The organism is Nocardioides sp. LHD-245 (assembly GCF_030929495.1).
Taxonomy (GTDB): Bacteria; Actinomycetota; Actinomycetes; order Propionibacteriales; family Nocardioidaceae; genus Nocardioides.
The window spans coordinates 178516-194459 of record NZ_JAVFWN010000010.1 but is presented as its reverse complement, the minus strand read 5'-3'; the positions used below and the strand labels follow the sequence as shown (position 1 = coordinate 194459).

The window sequence follows — 15944 nt, the reverse complement described above, 5'->3', positions numbered from 1 at the left end:
GGCGGGAGCGGGGTCGGATGGCGACGAAGCGGCAGATCCACCTGGGTGCGGTGCCCTACGGCACCGGCGGTCCGGGGAGCCACACGCTGTGGCTGGACCCGGACATCCCGGGCGACGCCAGCGTCAGTCTCGACTGGTACACTGAGATCGCCCGGCTCGCCGAGCGCGGCTGCTTCGACCTGCTGTTCGTGGTCGACAGCCAGTTCATCACCCCGCACTCGCCGCCGCACTACCTCAACCGGCTCGAGCCGCTGACGCTGCTCAGCGCGCTCGCCGCGCGCACCACCTACCTCGGTCTGGTCGGCACCGCGACGACGAGCTTCAACAGCCCCTTCAACCTGGTCCGGCGTCTCGGCTCCCTCGACCTGATCAGCGGCGGCCGTGCGGGCTGGAACGTCGTCACCACCGGCGACGCCGGCACCGCCGCCAACTACGGGCTCGACGAGCACTACGACTACGACACCCGCTACGGCCGGGCGCAGGAGTTCGTCGAGCTCGCCCGCGCGCTGTGGGACTCCTACGAGGACGACGCCTTCGTCCGCGATCGCGAGACGGGGGTCTTCCTCGACCGTGACAAGCAGCACGTGCTCGACCACGACGGCACCTACTTCCGGGTGCGCGGCCCGCTCAACCTGGTCCGCTCGGTTCAGGGCCACCCGGTCGTCTTCCAGGCCGGCGACTCCGACCAGGGCCGCGATCTCGGTGCCAGTGTCGGCGAGGGGATCTTCACCCACGCTCCGGACATCCCCAGCGGACAGGCGTTCTACGACGACATCAAGGACCGGGCGCGCACGCGGTTCGGACGCGATCCCGAGCACCTCGTCGTGATGCCCGGGATCAAGGTCGTCGTCGGCGACACCGACGAGGAGGCCCGCGAGATCGAGGCGTTCAACAACGACCGCGACCACACCTTCGCCGCCGCGCTCGCCGAGTTCGGGCGTCCGTTCGGCTGGCACGACTTCACGCAGTACGACCTCGACGCGCCGTTCCCCGCCGAGACCCTGGAGTACGGCCGGCGCTCGTTCTTCACACAGGCCAAGGCGGTCACCGAGCGGGCGGCCGAGAACGGCTGGACCCTGCGCCAGACCGTCGAGGCCACCCGGCACTTCCGCAAGAGCGAGTTCGTCGGCGCCCCGGACACGGTCGCCGACAAGCTCGTCGAGTGGTGGCAGGCGCGCGCCTGTGACGGCTTCAACGTCGGCGTCGATCACCCGGCCAACTTCCGTCGCTTCGTCGACGAGGTCGTGCCGATCCTCACCGAGCGCGGGGTCTTTCGCGCCGACTACGAGGCGACCACCCTGCGGGGACATCTCGGGCTCCCCGTCCCGGTCAACCGGCACGCCGCGGCCCGCGCCGCGAGCCCCGCGACGCCCTAGAACTCCGGGCACCCGGTCGTACCCACCGGGCGCCCGGGACACCCGGTCGTACCCACCCACCCGAGAACACCGCACGAAAGAGACCTCGATGTCCCTGCGTACCAGGCAGCCCGCCACGAACCTCAACCGCCGGACCTTCCTGGGCGCCAGCCTGGGCGCCGGCCTGATCCTGGCGCTCGAGGCCTGCGGCGGTACGTCGACCGGGGCCGGCTCCGGCAGCGGCTCCGGCACCATCAAGTGGGCCTGGCAGCTGCCGACCACCTGGGACCCGGTCACCTCCTCCGCCGGGTCCGACGTGCAGATGCTCGCGCTGGTCTACGACCCCATCACCGCGCTCGACCGGGAGGGCAACGCCATCCCGTGGCTCGCCGAGTCGTGGGCGTACGACTCGGCGGGCACGAAGGTCACCTTCACCCTGCGCGCGGGCCTGACCTTTAGCGACGGAAGCCCGCTCGACGCCACCGCCGTCGCGAGGTCGATCGAGCGCGGCCGCAGCGCGCAGGGCTCGCTCATCGCCCCGCAGATGAAGACGATCAAGAAGGTCAGCGCGTCCGGCGACCGCGACGTCGTGCTGGAGCTGAGCGAGGTCGACTACCAGTATCCGCTGCTGTTCGCCGGCAAGACCGGCATGGTCGTGAACCCGGCGGTCTTCGAGAAGGACGCCGCGTCCCTGGCCACCCAGCCCGCTGGCTCGGGTCCGTTCGAGGTCACGACGTACGTCCAGAACGACCACGCCTCGATGAAGAAGAACCCGAACTTCCTCGCCGCGGACGAGATCAAAGTGTCCGCCTTCGACCTCTACCCCCAAGCCGACCCGGCCACGGTCGTCGCCGCGGTCCAGTCGGGGCAGTACAACGTCGCCCGCCTCGGTGGCGCGCAGGTGCAGCAGGCCCAGGACGCCGGGCTGGACGTGCAGGTCCTCGACTCGATGTTCGTCTACTGCCTCGACGTGCACGCCGGCATGAAGCCGTTCGACGACCCGGCCGTCGTCGAGGCGCTGAAGTTCGCCATCGACCGGGAGAAGATCAAGGAGGTCGCCAACTTCGGCATCGGCGACGTCAACTACCAGCCCTTCCCGCCCGGGTACGTCGGCTACAACCCGGACCTGGGCGATGTCTACGCCTACGACCCCGACAAGGCGCGTCAGCTGCTCGCCGACGCCGGCTACACCGACCCGGTGCCGGCTGTCTTCACAAGCTCCGGGATGGCCCAGGCCGCCGTGGAGCTGATCCAGGCGCAGCTCAAGGAGGTGGGGATCGAGGCGACGATCGACACGATCCCCCAGACCCAGCACACCCAGCTGGTCTACATCGAGCACTCCAAGGCCCTGGCGTACGACGGCTTCGCGGGCCGCGAGTCGCCGGTGCAGGCATTCCAGGTGCTCTTCGGTGCCGACGGTCTGATGAACCCGAGCCGGACCACCAGCCCCGAGCTCGAGGCGCAGCTGAAGAAGGTCAAGGAGACCCCGACCGACGACCCGGCGTATGCCGCCCTCCTTCAGGAGGCGACCCGGATCGCGGTAACCACGTTCCCCAACGTCTTCCTCTACCTCGCGCCGTCGATCGTCGCGCGCAAGGGTGTCTCCGCCCTGCCGGAGTCGCCGAGCCTGCGCCGCTTCGAGGGGGTGACCACGTCGTGACGCTGGTCGCCTCGGCGCCGGTGTCCCTGCTCGCCGGCCGCCGGGCGGGCGCCGCGGCCCGGCGCACCCTCCCGGCGCTGCGGTCGCTGGCGGGCGTCGCCGCCGTCACCGTGACCGTGCTCTTCCTCGCCTCGGTCGTGACCTTCGGTCTCGGCGCGCTCAGCGACAGCAACCCGGCGGCCGCGGCCCTGGGCGAGACGGCGACGCCTGCGGACATCGCCCGGCTCGATCACGAGTTCGGTCTCGACCGACCGTTGGCGGAGCAGTACGTCCGGTGGGTCGGCAATGCCCTGACCGGCGACCTCGGCCGGTCCTGGTTCACGACCATCCCGGTCGCCGACAGCATCCGGCAGGCGCTCCCGGTCGACCTCTCGATCGCGGCCCTCGCGTTGGTGCTGGCGCTCCTGGTCGGTGGCGGAGCCGGGATCGGCGCGGCGCTCAGCAACGGCGGCGTCTTCGACCGGGCCGTGACGCTGGTCTGCTCGCTGCTCGCCACGCTGCCGCCGTTCGTCATCGGCATGGCGCTCATCGTCGTGTTCGCCGTGAAGCTCCAACTGCTGCCGGCCGGCGGGTACGTGCCGATCCAGGCGGACCCGCTGGAGTGGCTGCGCTTCGCGATCCTCCCCGCGCTCGCGTTGAGCCTCGACGTGGCGGCCTCGATCGCCCGCCAGCTGCGGACCTCGTTGGTCGGCGAGCTGCGCGAGAACTACGCGGTCGGCGCCGAGATGCGCGGCTTCGGGCGGCGCCGCGTGCTCTTCGGCCATGTGCTCCGCAACGCCGCAGGACCGACGCTCGCGGTGATCGGCCTGGCGATCCCGCTCATCATCGGCGGAGCGGTGATCACCGAGAAGCTGTTCGGCCTGCCGGGCGTCGCGCAGTTGTCGCTGCAGGCGGCGGAGAGGGGCGACGTACCGGTCGTCCTCGGCACCCTGCTGGTCACCGCCGTGGTCGTCGTCGTCGCGAGTCTCGTGGTCAACCTGCTCCAGGTGCTGCTCAACCCGGTTGCCCGGCGCGGCGGCGGAGCGAGGGGAGCCGCCCGATGACCACCGTCGTCGCCCTTTGGCGCATCCCGAGTGCCCGGCTGGCCCTCGTCCTCCTCGCCGGCGTCGCGTTCCTCGCCCTCTTCGGCGGCGCGCTCGCCCCGCACGACCCGCTGAAGCAGTACACCGACGATGTGCTGCAGGGCCCGAGCGGCGCCCACCTGCTCGGCACCGACTACGTCGGCCGCGACGTCCTGAGCCGGCTGATGGAGGGCACGCGCCTGTCCGTGATCGGCGCTGTCGAGGCGGTGCTGATCGGCGGTCTGCTCGGCGTACCCTCCGGGCTCGCGTCGGCCTGGCTCGGCCCGCGGCTGGAGTGGGTGACCCTGCGGGTCGGCGACACCCTGGTGATCCTGCCGTTCACGGTCTTCGCCATCGCGGTCGCCGGCACGCTCGGCAACGGCCTGCAGCAGGCGATGATCGCGATCGGCATCCTGCTCAGCCCGATCTTCTACCGCGTCACCCGCGCTGCCGCGCTCGGCCTGCGCAAGGTGCAGTACGTCGAGGCCGCCGAGCTGATGGGCGCGACCGAGTGGTGGACCCTGCGCCGGCACATCTGGACCAAGGTGCTGCCGAACGTCGCCGTCACCGCCGCGCACGCCACCGGCGCCGCGCTGCTCGTAGTCGCCTCGCTGGCCTTCCTCGGCCTCGGCGTCACCCCGCCCGCGCCCACCTGGGGCGGGATGCTCTCCTCCGACCTGGGCTATCTCGCCCAGCAGCCGTGGGCGCCGATCTTCCCCGCCCTGCTGATGATGGCGACCGTCGGCTCCCTCAACCTGCTCGCCGACGCCATCCGCGACGCCACCGGCGCGACCGACGCGCCGCGCCGCCGTACCCGATCCGCACCGTCCCCCGCCCGAGAGGAGAACCGCGATGTCGTCCGTGCGTGAGCACACCGCGAGCACGCTGGAGGTGAGCGACCTCCAGATCTCGGTCGGCGACGGCCTGGTCGCCGTCCAGGACGTCTCCTTCCGGATCGGCCGCGGCGAGTCCGTCGGCCTGGTGGGCGAGTCCGGCAGCGGCAAGACGCTCACCTGCCGTGCGGCCCTCGGCCTGCTGCCCGCCACCGGACGGGTCGACGCCGGCCGGATCGTGCTCGGCGACGGTCCCGACGCCGTCGAGCTGACCGGGGCGCGGCGCTCCACCTGGGACAGGGTGCGCGCGGGTCGGATCGGCGCGGTGTTCCAGGACCCCGCCTCGTACCTCAACCCTTCGCTGACCGTCGGCCACCAGCTCGCCGAGCAGCTGCGGGTCAAGCGCGGACTGCGCCGCGGCGCGGCCCGCGACCGCACCGTCGAGCTGTTCGCCGAGGTCGGTCTGCACGACCCGGCGGGCGTGTTCCAGCAGTACCCGCACCAGCTCTCGGGCGGCATGCTCCAGCGGGTCCTCATCGCGATCGCGATCTCCTGCGAGCCGGAGCTGCTCATCGCCGACGAGGCCACCACCGCGCTCGATGTCGTCATCCAGGCCGAGATCCTCGCCCTGCTGCGGAGGTTGCGGGCGAGCCACGGTCTCTCGCTGCTCCTCGTCACCCACGACCTCGCCGTCGTCGCCGAGAGCTGCGAGCGGATCCTGGTGATGTACGGCGGCCAGATCGTCGAGAGCGGCCCCACCGAGGACGTCCTCGAAGACCCGCAGCACCCCTACACCCGCGCGCTCATGGGCGTCGCGACCATCGGCGACTGGGGACGCCGCCGGCTCGACGTGATTCCCGGACAGCCGCCCGCCGCAGGGGAGAAGATGCCCGGCTGCCGGTTCGCCCCGCGCTGCGGGTACGCCGCGGCGGCTTGCCTGGCCGGGCCGGTACCGGTGACCGACCTCGGCGCCGGTCGCACCAGCCGGTGCGTCCGCACCTCCGCGTCGCTCGCTGAGGCGGTGCCGGCATGACACTTCCTGAGTCACCGCCGGCCACCCACGCGGTCCGGCCGGTCCCCGAGGTGACATCCACCCCGGCGCCGCTGCTGCGGGTCCGCGGCCTCTCGGTCTCCTATGCCCCGCCGGGCAAGGGCACCCACCTCGGCACCGGTGCGGCGCTCCGCGACGCCGACCTCGAGGTCCGGCCCAGCGAGATCGTCGGCATCGTCGGCGAGACCGGGTCCGGCAAGACCACCCTGGCCCGGGCCACCGTCGGGCTGGTCGCACCCGCCGCGGGTTCCATCGAGTTCGCCGGGGAGGACATCGGCGGGCTGCGCGGTCGTGCACGCCGTGCCTTCCGCCGCTCCGGCCAGGTGCAGCTGGTCTTCCAGGACCCGCTGCGCTCGCTGGACCCCGACCTCACCGTGACCGACCTGGTCCGTGAGCCGCTCGACATCGCGGGCGTGCTCTCTCGGACCGAGCGGGAGCAGCGAGTCGCCGAGTCCCTGCGCCTGGTGGGCCTCGACCCCGACGCCGTCGCGGAACGCCGGCCGCGTCACCTGTCCGGCGGCCAGCGCCAGCGGGTCTCCCTCGCCCGCGCCGTCGCCACCCGGCCGCGGCTGCTGTTCTGCGACGAGCCGGTCTCCGCACTCGACGTGTCGAACCGCAACCTGGTGCTCAACCTGCTCGACCAGCTCCGGGCCGAGCTCGACCTGGCCGTCGTGATCATCGCCCACGACCTCAGCTCGCTGGCCGGGATCGCCGACCGGGTCGCGGTCTTCTACCGCGGCCGGATCGTCGAGCAGGGCCCGATCCGGGAGGTGCTGGGGGATCCGGCGCACCCGTACACCGCGCTCCTGACCGCCTCCGCGCCCAGCATCGGCGACGAGGAGCGGCTCGACCCGGCCCGGCTGCGGCCGACCGGCGACACCCCCGCCTGGCCCGCCGACCTCGGCTGCGTGTTCGCCCACCGCTGCCCGTTCGCGCACGACGCCTGTGCGGACCAGCCGGCGTCCCCCACCCTCCCGCACGCCCCACAACGGCGCGCCGCCTGCCACGACGCGGCCGCCTGGCGCGAGCGGCTCGACCAACCCAGCCCCCAGAAGGAGTCAGCATGAGCATCCCCGCATCCCCCTACGACGACGTCGAGATCCTCGGCATGATCGGCACCGCCGACGCCTCCGAGATCCGGCCCGGCAACGCCGCGGTCGTCGACCCCGACTACACCGCCCGCTTCGCCCGCGCCCACGAGGAGGGCGGGTTCGACCGGGTCCTCATCGGCTACGGCTCCGGCTGGGCCGAGGGCGCCCAGGTCGCGGCGTACGCCGCTGCGCACACCGAGCGCCTCGGCCTCCTCGTCGCCCACCGGCCCGGCGTCGTCCACCCGACGCTCGCGGCGCGCACGTTCACGACGCTCGACCAGTTCAGCTCGGGTAGGGTGGCGCTCAATATCGTCACCGGCAGCACCAACGCCGAGCAGCGCCGCGAGGGCGACTACGTGCCGCACGACGAGCGCTACGACCGCACCGACGAGTACCTCCAGATCCTGCGCGCCACCTGGGACACGAAGGGCCCGCGGGACTTCGAGGGCCGCTACTACCGCTTCGAGGGCGCCACGCCGCAGGTCTTCCCCTACCAGGACCGGCACCTGGAGCTCTTCTTCGGCGGCAGCTCGCCCGCGGCGTACGTCGTCGGGGCGAAGCACGCGGACACCTACATGCTCTGGGGCGAGCCGCTGAAGGGGACCGGCGAGCAGATCGCCGCCGTCGCCGCACGCGCCGCCGAAGCGGGACGGACCCGGCGGCCGCGGATCTCGGTGTCCTTCCGGCCGATCCTCGGGGCGAGTGACGAGGCCGCGTGGGAGCGGGCGCACGGCATCCTCGACACGATCAACGGCGCGGTCGGCGCGCGGTTCAAGCAGAAGGTAGGCCAGATGCACCCCCAGGAGCGCGCCCCGGAGAACACCGGCTCGCAGCGGCTGCTGGCAGTGGCCGAGAAGGGCGAGCTGCACGATCGCTGCCTGTGGACCCCCACCACGAAGGCGGTCGGGGGCGGTGGCAACTCCACCGCCCTGGTCGGCTCGCCCGAGACGGTCGCCGCGGCCATCCTCGACTACGTCGAGCTCGGCGTCGACACCGTGCTCATCCGCGGCTACGACCCGCTCCAGGACGCGATCGACTACGGCCGCGACCTGCTGCCGCTGGTCCGCCAGGAGCTGGCCCACCGCGCCGCGACCCGCCGTACCGCCGCGGCCGTCGGTTGATCGTGCGACCCCTGGAGGGAGTGCGGGTCGTCGAGCTCGCCCACGTCGCCGCCGGGCCGTTCGCGGGCATGCTGCTGGCGGACCTCGGCGCGGACGTCGTCAAGGTCGAGCCGCCGAGCGGCGACCAGATGCGCGCCTGGCCGCCGTTCGCCACGGAAGATGACGGGAGGGGCGGCGGCGAGCGGTTCAGCCACAACTTCGCGTCGGTCAACCGCAACAAGCGGTCCGTCGTCGCCGACCTCAAGGACGCCGGTGACCTCGCTCGGGTCCGGGAGCTGGTCGCCGCGGCGGACGTGGTCGTCGAGAACTACCGCCCGGGGGTGCTCGACCGTCTCGGCCTCGGCTACGCGTCCGTCCGGGAGGGGCATCGCGGCCTGGTCTACTGCTCCATCTCGGGCTACGGGCTGACGAGCCCGTACGTCAGCGATGGTGCCTACGACGTCGTCATCCAGGGGATGTCGGGGCTGATGAGCGTGACCGGCGAGCCGGACCGGGGGCCGGTGAAGGCGGGCGTCCCCGTCGGCGACTTCACCGCGGGACTGTACGCGGCGTACACGATCGCCGCGCTGCTGCCGCAGGTCCGGGGAAGCGGGACGGCGGTGCGCGTCGACTGCCCGATGCTCGACTGCCTGCTCGGCGTCTCGGCGCTGCAGACCAGCGAGTACTGGGGCTCCGGGGTCGGGCCGAGCCGGCTCGGCACCGCCCACCCCCGTAACGCCCCCTACCAGGGCTTCGCCGCCGCCGATGCGCCGTTCACCGTGGCGGCCGGCAACGACCGGCTCTGGGTCGCGGTCGCCGAGGTGGTCGGGTTGCCGGAGCTGGTCGACGACGCGCGGTTCCGCACGCAGGTCGACCGGGTGCGCCACCAGGGCGAGCTCGAGGCGCTGCTGCAGGCCCGGTTCGCCGGGGAGAAGCGCGCGCACTGGCTGGCCGAGCTGCGCGCCCGCGGCGTGCCGTGCGGACCGGTCAACGACTTCGGCGAGATCCTCGCCGACCCGCACGTCGCGGCCACCGGGCTGGTGGGCACCGTCGACGTACCCGTGGCCGGGCCGAGCCCCACCGTGGTCTTCCCGGTCCGCGTCGAGGGGCTGGCACCGCGGCTGGACCGCGGCGCACCGCGCCTCGGCGCCGACGTCGAGGTGTACGACGAGTGGGCGGCTCCCCGATGAACCACCCCACGACGAGCCTCCAGCTCGACCGCGGTGACGTCTGGACGGTCACCCTCGATCGCCCGGAGCGGGCCAACGCCCTCTCCGCCGAGCTGGTCGAGGCGCTGCACGACGTACTCGACGAGGCCGCGACGGCGCGGCCCGAGGCCCTGGTGCTGCGCGGCAACGAGCGACACTTCGCGGCCGGCTTCGACCTCGGCGGGCTCGCCGCGGAGACCGATGCCTCGCTGGCGCTGAGGTTCCTGCGCATCGGGCTGCTGCTCGAGCGGCTGATCGCCGCGCCGTTCCGCACGGTCGCGGTCGCCGAGGGTGCCGCGGTCGGCGCCGGCGCCGACCTCGTGCTCGCCTGCGACCATCGACTGGTGGCTCCCACGGTGACGCTGCGCTTCCCCGGCGCGGAGTTCGGGGTCGCGCTCGGCACCGTGCGCCGGGCCGAGCTCGGCGCCGCCCTGACGACCGGGGTGCCCGCCGCGCTCGCGGACGTGCTCGCCGCGGAGCCGCCTCCCCGCCCGCCCCACGACGCCGATGCCGACCTCGCGGCGCTGGCCCGCTCGGTCGCCGTACCCGGCCTGCGCGAGCGGATCGCGGCCTACCGGGCGGCCCTGACGAAGGAGAACGCATGACCCAGCAACAGATCGTCCCCGTCGAGACCGACGTCCCGGAGCTCGCGGCCTTCGCCGAGCGGGTGGCGGACCTGATCGCCGCCGGACTCGACGAGCAGGCGCTGACCGCCGCGGTGCGCGACGACCTGGAGGCGACCCTCGCCGCCGGGTTGACCCTGCCCGCCCCCACCACCGTGCCGGATCCCGAGCGCTACGTGATGTACCCGCTGCACGTGGCCGCCGACGGCTCGTTCTCGATCGCCAGCGCGGTCTGGAACGTCGGCCAGGGCACGCCCGTGCACGGCCACGAGACGTGGGGCGTGGTCGGGATCCACAGTGGGACCGAGGTGGAGACCCGGTACGCCAAGCCGGCCGCGCCCGGCGTGCCCCTGGTCGAGGAGGGCACCGACGAGTGGACCACCGGACAGGTGACCGTCTGCTGCACCACCGACGACGACGTGCACCAGGTCCGCTGCGGCGGCGACGTGCCGGTCGTCGGCATCCATGTCTACGGCGCGGACATCGGCACCCTGCCGCGCCGCTCCTACGACCCCGGCACCGGGGCCGTCCACTGGTTCACCTCCACGTGGGCCCGCCCGAGAGGAGACGACCGATGACCGTGACCGCCTGGGACGAGCCCGTCGGCGGGACGCCGCGCGGCACGCTGGTCGTGCTGCCGGGCCGTGGTGAGACCGCGGCCTCCTACGAGCGGTTCGGGCGCAGGCTCTCCGCCGACGCCTGGCGGGTGCGGCTGGTGCCCGTCGGCCTCGACGACCTGGACGCGACCCGGGAGGGCATCGAGAAGGTGCTCGCCGACGAGGCGCTGCCGGCACCGAAGGTGCTGGTCGGCACCGACACGGGCGCGACCCTGGCCGCCCTCCTCGCTCCGGCTCTCCCGGTCGACGGTGTCGTCGTCGCCGGCCTCGCGCTGCCGCGTTCGGGCGCCGCCCGGTCGTGGGGCTCATGGGAGGAGGAGATCGACGCACGCACCGCCTGCCCCGTGCACCGGCGAGTGATCGCCGAGGACGACGGCTTCGGCCGCGGCGGGCTCGACCGGCCGCTGCCTTGGGGCTCGGTGTGCATCGTCGCGCCGGGGAAGCCGGTCCTGGTGCTGCACGGCACCGCCGACCCGGTCACGCCGGCGGCCGACGTGCTCGCGGCGTACGACGCCCAGCCGGCTGCCGTGACCCGGCTCGTCGACGGCGGCCGGCACGACATCCTCAACGACGCCTCGCACCGCTCCGTCGCCGCGACGATCGTGCTCTTCCTGGAGTCGCTGCGGCTGGGGGCGGACCTGCCCGACGTGGTGCGCGCGCCGGATCGGAGCGTGGCCCGATGACGATCGCCGTCGTGGTCGGCAACCCCAAGCCGGCCAGCCGCACCCTTGCCTCCGCGTTGTACGTCGCGCGGGAGCTCGCCGGCGAGCCCGACCTCGTCGTCGACCTGGCGACCGTCGGGCCGGCGCTGCTGGACTGGTCGGACGCCGGCGTCGCCGACCTGGTCGCCCAGGTGGGCACCGCGGACCTGGTCGTCGTCGCGAGCCCGACCTACAAGTCGTCGTACACGGGACTGCTGAAGCTGTTCCTCGACCGCTTCGCCGCCGACACCGGTCTCTCCGGCCTGGCTGTGCCGCTGATGCTCGGCGGTGGGCCGGCCCACGCGCTGGCGCCGGAGTACACGCTCCGCCCGATCCTCGCCGAGCTCGGCGCCACCGTGCCGGGCCGCGCGCTGTACGTCCTCGACAGCGCGCACGAGGACGACGCGTCGTACCGGCCCTGGCTCGATGCGATCCGCCCGTTCGTCACCGCCTATCTGGAAAGCAACCGGGAAAGCAGGACCACCGCATGACGACGCTCGCGGGCAGCCTCGCGACCAACCAGGATCTCGACCCCGATCGGCTGCGGCAAGCGTTCGGCTTCTTCCCGAGCGGGGTGGTCGCCGTGGCCGCCGAGATCGACGGCCGTCCGGTCGGGCTGGCGGCGAGCTCGTTCACCTCCGTCAGCCTCGACCCACCGCTGGTGTCGGTCAACCTCGCCGTCACGTCGAAGACCTGGCCCGACCTCAAGCGCGCTCCCCACCTCGGCGTCACGATCCTCGCCGACCACCACGCCCCGGTCTGCCGCCAGCTCGCCGGCCCCGTCGAGAGCCGGTTCGCCGGCGTCGCCCACAGTGTCACGGAGGCTGGCGCGCTGCTCCTCGACGACGGTCTGGCTCGGTTCGACTGCACCGTCTATCGCGAGGTCGAGGCCGGCGACCACGTCCTCGTCCTGCTCGAGCTGCATGCCGTCGACCACGTCGAGCAGGGCACCGCCCTCGCGCCGCTGGTCTTCCACCGCAGCGGGTTCAGCCGGCTGGGGCGGGGCTGACCCGGTCGAGCCGTGCAACTGCCCGTGGTCGCGGGCCGTCGACTCGTCGACGCACGTCGTGGCCGGGCGATCGTCAGCCGGTCCGGCCGAGCAGGTCCGCCACGAGGTCGACCTGGCGCGGGTCGTCGCTGGTGGGGATCAACTGGACCTCGTCGGTGCCGATCGCCGCGAACCGGTCGAGGACGTCGCGCAGCTCGTCGAGCGTGCCCGCGAAGCCCGCGGTCGGGGCGAGGGCGTCGACGAGGCCCGCGGGCAGCCAGTTCATGTAGTGGCGCAGGTGCCGGTGGATCTGGGCCCGCGGGTCGGGCGCGGTCTCGGCGAGCGCGAACCAGAACGACGTCGTCAGCCGGGGCGCCGGGCGCCCGGCCTGCGCCCAGGCGTCCCGGGCGACGTCGAAGAGGGCGGCGGTCGCGTCGACGTCCAGGTCGAGCGTCATACCGGCCAGGCCGTCGGCCCACTGCGCGGCGTGCCGGGTGGTGCGGTGTCCGAGCGTGCCGACGAGCAGCTCGGGGCCACCCGGCCGCGCGGGCCGCGGGCCGACCGGGCGCGTCGCGCCGGTGAGATTGTCACCGGCCCACACCCGGCGCAGGATCGCCGCCCGCTCGGCCAGGGCGGCCATCGTCCGGCTGCTCCAGTGCGCGCCCACGGCGCGATAGTCCTCCTCGCGGCCACCGACGCCGAGGCCCACGCTGAGCCGGCCGCCGCTGAGCCGGTCGCCGGTGGCCAGGGCCTTGGCCAGTTGCACCGGGTCGTGCAGCTGCGGGACGACGACCGTCGTACCGATCCGGACCCGGCGGGTCCAGGCCGCGACCGCGCCGAGCAGGGTCAGCGCGTCGGGGTTGTCGAAGGCGATCCGCTCGCCGAAGCACAGCGAGCTGAACGGACCGGCGTCGATCCGCTCCGACCAGTCGCGCAGCACCTCCGGGGCGATGTCCGGCTCCATGACGGGCAGGGTCATGCCGACTTCCAGCGCTCGGGTCATCGGGTCAGCCTCGCGCCCGCAGCCCGGTCGACACCAGGTCGACCAGCGCCTGGTACGCCTGGGCGTCGTCGAGCCCGGTGGCGGCGCCGATCCGGCCGTCGCCGATCGCGTCCATCACCTCCGCGACGGCGGCGCCCACGAAGGTCGCGTCGACCTGGCGCAGGACGCCGGCCTCGACGCCCTCGGTCACCAGGTCCTGCACCTTCCGCGCGGCATGCGCGGTGTTGGCGCGGTAGACCTCGGCGCCGGGCGGGAAGCCGGCGAGGTCGGCGTAGAACCGCGGCGACGCGGGGGCGAGCTCGTCGGCGACCGCCGTGAGGTACGTCGCCAGGCGGTCCGTGGGGTCCGCCGCCGCGTCGACCCGCTCGGCGATCCGCGCGGCGGCGCGCTTGAAGAAGTGCCGCACCGTGGCGGTGATGAGCTGCTCCTTGCTCGGGGCGACGAGATAGAGCGTGCTGCGGGAGCAGGACAGGCGCTGGGCCAGCTCGCCGATCCCGAAGCCGGCGAAGCCCTCGGCCAGGAAGAGGTCGACCAGGTCGTCGAGCAGGTCGTCCCGGCGCTGGCGGGAGCGCGCGGGAAGGGTCCGGGGCTGCTGCACGTGCGCAGGCTAGCAACGTGAGGAGGTGGTCGGTTTCGTGTCGGGCCGCGTGTATGTTGGTGAGCCAACAAGTCAACGCTCAGCAGGTTGATCAGACCGAACGTTTCACACGAGCCAGGGACGCAGAATGACCGACATCGCCGTTGACCAGCCCGACGGCCCCATCAACAAGCAGCAGATCCGCACGGAGCGTTCGACGCATCGATTGTTGAAGGCGGCCGCCGAGATCCTGGTCGAGGAGGGCGTGAACGCGCTCACGCTCGCCAATGTCGGTGAGAGGGCCGGCTACAGCCGGGGCCTGGTGACGACGCGGTTCGGCTCGAAGGACAATATGATCCGAACCCTGGTCGAGCGGATGACGAGCAGTTGGGCGGCCACGCACGTCGAGCCCAGGGTGCGGGGCAAGGGCGGCCTCGACGGGTTGCTCGAGATGCTGCGAGAGATGCGGGATCAGATCGCGCGCAAGCCCCAGGACGTCCTCGCGCTCCAGGCCCTGCTCTTCGATGCCCTTAACCCGGCGTCGGCGGCGCGACCGCCGATCCTTGACTACAACGCGAGCCTCGGCCGCCTGGTCCTCTCGAGCATCGAGGCCGGCCAGGCCGATGGCTCGATCAGGTCCGACCTGGATGGAACGCGTGAGGCGAGCCGGGTGCTCGAGGGTATCCGAGGCATCGGCTTCCACTGGCTGCTGACTCCCGACGGGTACGACGCGGCGGCGGCGCTCAGCCACCTCATCGCCCTCGTCGAGGAGCACCTCGCGGTCGGGTGAGCACGGCTCGGTCCACCCGGGCCGGCAGCGGGCTCGATGTCGGCGAGGTTCGTCGGAGACTCAGAACACGAGGACGGGTTTGATCGCAGCACCCGACTCGGCCGCGGCGATCGCGGTAGCGATGTCGGCGAAGTCGAAGGTCTGCACGAGCCGGTCGACCGGGAAGCGCCCCTGGGCATGCAGGGCGGTCAGGCGCGGGATGAACTCGTCGGGCACCACGAGGCCGCCGGGGAAGCCGCCGACGCCGACGCCGGTCATCGCGAACTGGAAGTGCGGCAGGGAGAAGGAGCCGCCGCCCATGTCCAGTCCGAGGACGGCGCAGAAGCCGCCCTTGGCCAGGCAGGCGACCGCGGTCTCGGTGAGGTCGGTCCGTCCGGCGGCGTCGATGGCGAACTGGACGCCGCCGGGGACGATCGCCCGGACCGCCTCCGCCAGGTCGTCGGTCTCGCGGGAGTTCGCCGTGTGGGTCGCTCCGAGCTCGCGGGCGAGAGCAAGGCGCTGGGGGGCGACGTCGACAGCGATGATGGTTGTGCAGCCGAGGACCTGCGCCATCATGATGGCGGACATGCCGACGGCTCCGGCGCCGATCACCACGATCGAGTCGCCGACCTTGGGCCGGAGTCCGTTCGCGACCGTTCCGGCGCCGGTCTGCACCCCGCACGCGAAGGCGGGAGCGAGGGTCAGGTCGAGTGAGGGGTCGAGGACGGTTGCCTGCTGCTCGTTGGCCAGGCAGTGCGTGGCGAAGCTCGACTGGCCGAAGAACTGGCCGTAGACGACCTGACCGTCCCGCGAGAGTCCCGTGCTGCCGTCCGCCCGGGCGCCGCTGTGGTTGAGGACCGCGTTGTGGGGGCAGAGCTTCGGAGCGCCGCTCGCGCAGGTGGGGCACTTTCCGCACGCGATGTAGTTCAGCAGCACGTGGTCGCCGACCTCGACCTTCGACACACCCGACCCGACCTCGACGACGACGCCGGCGCCCTCGTGGCCCAGGACGATCGGGCGTGGGTGGAACGAGCCGCGGCCGTGGAGGTCCGATCCGCACACGCCCGTCGCCACCAGCCGGACCACGATCTCGTCCGCGCGCGGCGCCTCCAGCTCCAGCTCTTGCAGGACGAGCTCGCCGTGGGGGTCTCGCTCCATCGAAACCGCCGCTCTGATCTGCATGGCCAGCCCTCCGTGTGTCGTGTCCGATGTCGGTCGGATTCCCGGGCGACAGCAGTCGTCGCCGAGAGACGATGACATCGGATAGATACATGCTTGTCAACAGACAACCTGTTGCCTAGGGTCCG

Annotated in this window: 17 protein-coding genes; 14 read left to right on the top strand and 3 right to left on the bottom strand. The window is 72.8% G+C overall.

Translation table 11 applies throughout. From position 1 onward, the window contains the following. Positions 1-17: 17 nt before the first annotated feature. From RB608_RS15890 to RB608_RS15830, 13 genes are all read left to right on the top strand, one after another. Positions 18-1376, top strand: a complete 1359-nt coding sequence (locus tag RB608_RS15890) for an LLM class flavin-dependent oxidoreductase (protein ID WP_308089011.1) — start codon at positions 18-20, stop codon at positions 1374-1376. Between the two features lie 88 nt (positions 1377-1464). Continuing rightward, positions 1465-3015: an ABC transporter substrate-binding protein gene (locus RB608_RS15885; protein WP_308089010.1), complete on the top strand. Its 1551-nt coding sequence runs from the start codon at positions 1465-1467 to the stop codon at positions 3013-3015. Next, positions 3012-4058: an ABC transporter permease gene (locus RB608_RS15880; RefSeq protein ID WP_308089009.1), complete on the top strand. Its 1047-nt coding sequence runs from the start codon at positions 3012-3014 to the stop codon at positions 4056-4058. The genes RB608_RS15885 and RB608_RS15880 overlap by 4 nt, the downstream gene beginning before the upstream one ends. Beyond that, a complete protein-coding gene (locus RB608_RS15875; protein ID WP_308089008.1) occupies positions 4055-4945 on the top strand; it encodes an ABC transporter permease in 891 nt (296 codons plus the stop codon). The genes RB608_RS15880 and RB608_RS15875 overlap by 4 nt, the downstream gene beginning before the upstream one ends. After that, positions 4929-5942 (top strand): ABC transporter ATP-binding protein, encoded by a 1014-nt coding sequence (locus tag RB608_RS15870; protein ID WP_308089007.1) that lies wholly within the window; start codon positions 4929-4931, stop codon positions 5940-5942. The genes RB608_RS15875 and RB608_RS15870 overlap by 17 nt, the downstream gene beginning before the upstream one ends. After that, positions 5939-7027, top strand: coding sequence for an ABC transporter ATP-binding protein (locus RB608_RS15865; protein ID WP_308089006.1), 1089 nt, complete (start codon positions 5939-5941; stop codon positions 7025-7027). Before RB608_RS15870 ends, RB608_RS15865 begins: the two co-directional genes overlap by 4 nt. Next, complete coding sequence (locus RB608_RS15860; protein ID WP_308089005.1) at positions 7024-8172, top strand: LLM class flavin-dependent oxidoreductase; 1149 nt, start codon at positions 7024-7026, stop codon at positions 8170-8172. Before RB608_RS15865 ends, RB608_RS15860 begins: the two co-directional genes overlap by 4 nt. Positions 8173-8174: 2 nt before the next feature. Then, positions 8175-9341, top strand: a complete 1167-nt coding sequence (locus RB608_RS15855; protein WP_308089004.1) for a CoA transferase — start codon at positions 8175-8177, stop codon at positions 9339-9341. Further along, entirely contained in the window at positions 9338-9964 is a 627-nt protein-coding gene (locus tag RB608_RS15850; protein ID WP_308089003.1) for an enoyl-CoA hydratase/isomerase family protein, read from the top strand. The genes RB608_RS15855 and RB608_RS15850 overlap by 4 nt, the downstream gene beginning before the upstream one ends. After that, on the top strand, positions 9961-10560 hold the full coding sequence (locus RB608_RS15845; protein ID WP_308089002.1) for a cysteine dioxygenase family protein: 600 nt from the start codon (positions 9961-9963) through the stop codon (positions 10558-10560). The genes RB608_RS15850 and RB608_RS15845 overlap by 4 nt, the downstream gene beginning before the upstream one ends. Then, a complete protein-coding gene (locus tag RB608_RS15840; RefSeq protein ID WP_308089001.1) occupies positions 10557-11282 on the top strand; it encodes an alpha/beta hydrolase in 726 nt (241 codons plus the stop codon). The genes RB608_RS15845 and RB608_RS15840 overlap by 4 nt, the downstream gene beginning before the upstream one ends. Then, positions 11279-11791: an NAD(P)H-dependent oxidoreductase gene (locus tag RB608_RS15835; protein ID WP_308089000.1), complete on the top strand. Its 513-nt coding sequence runs from the start codon at positions 11279-11281 to the stop codon at positions 11789-11791. Before RB608_RS15840 ends, RB608_RS15835 begins: the two co-directional genes overlap by 4 nt. Then, complete coding sequence (locus tag RB608_RS15830; RefSeq protein WP_308088999.1) at positions 11788-12309, top strand: flavin reductase family protein; 522 nt, start codon at positions 11788-11790, stop codon at positions 12307-12309. The genes RB608_RS15835 and RB608_RS15830 overlap by 4 nt, the downstream gene beginning before the upstream one ends. A gap of 73 nt (positions 12310-12382) precedes the next feature. Here RB608_RS15830 and RB608_RS15825 read toward each other — a convergent pair whose 3' ends face one another. After that, positions 12383-13291, bottom strand: a complete 909-nt coding sequence (locus tag RB608_RS15825) for an LLM class flavin-dependent oxidoreductase (RefSeq protein WP_308088998.1) — start codon at positions 13289-13291, stop codon at positions 12383-12385. A 4-nt stretch (positions 13292-13295) separates the two neighbouring features. Continuing rightward, positions 13296-13889, bottom strand: a complete 594-nt coding sequence (locus tag RB608_RS15820) for a TetR/AcrR family transcriptional regulator (RefSeq protein ID WP_308088997.1) — start codon at positions 13887-13889, stop codon at positions 13296-13298. A gap of 127 nt (positions 13890-14016) precedes the next feature. Between RB608_RS15820 and RB608_RS15815 the strand changes: the two genes are divergently transcribed. Further along, positions 14017-14658: a TetR/AcrR family transcriptional regulator gene (locus RB608_RS15815; protein ID WP_308088996.1), complete on the top strand. Its 642-nt coding sequence runs from the start codon at positions 14017-14019 to the stop codon at positions 14656-14658. Between the two features lie 60 nt (positions 14659-14718). Here the strand turns inward: RB608_RS15815 and RB608_RS15810 are convergent, their stop codons facing one another. Then, positions 14719-15795, bottom strand: a complete 1077-nt coding sequence (locus RB608_RS15810; RefSeq protein ID WP_308088995.1) for a zinc-binding dehydrogenase — start codon at positions 15793-15795, stop codon at positions 14719-14721. Between the last annotated feature and the right edge of the window lie 149 nt (positions 15796-15944).